The sequence below is a fragment of the Ursidibacter arcticus genome (assembly GCF_009761375.1).
GTDB classification, from domain to species: domain Bacteria; phylum Pseudomonadota; class Gammaproteobacteria; order Enterobacterales; family Pasteurellaceae; genus Ursidibacter; species Ursidibacter arcticus.
The window spans coordinates 1-429 of record NZ_LEKM01000068.1; the positions used below are offsets into that span (position 1 = coordinate 1).

The following is a 429-nucleotide window of genomic DNA, read 5'->3' on the forward strand; positions in this document are numbered from 1 at the left end:
GCAAGGTAAGTTCCATATACCCCCAAAGATTGAGTTCTTACTTTACCTGAACCGTATTCTCCATTGAAATCAATATGAGAACGGCTATTCCCCACAAAACCACCGATTCGGAAATTATCAGAAAGAGCAGTATCTACACCTAATTGAACCGTATGACTATCTTGTTCAAACCCTGATGAACGCGAATTATAGTCTGTTTCAGTTGATGCAAAACGGTTGCGTGAGTTGATATTACGAACCCATAGGTTGCCCTTTTCACCGTTTTTAATTTCACCCAAACGTTGATGTAACCCTTCCAAATTACTTTCAACTAGAGCTAGCTGAGCCTGACGTAATGAAACAAGAGCATTCGATTTTTCACTTAAAGCAACTTGTTCTGTTGGTGTAGCTGTTGGCACAACAACGGAATTAGGTTGCCCTGTTGGTGTG

At 40.8% G+C, this 429-nt stretch carries 1 protein-coding gene; it reads right to left on the reverse strand.

Features of this window, described 5'->3' with window-relative positions:
* The coding region (locus A1D25_RS01810) for an autotransporter outer membrane beta-barrel domain-containing protein (RefSeq protein ID WP_157394016.1) at positions 1–429 on the reverse strand (429 nt) is incomplete at both ends.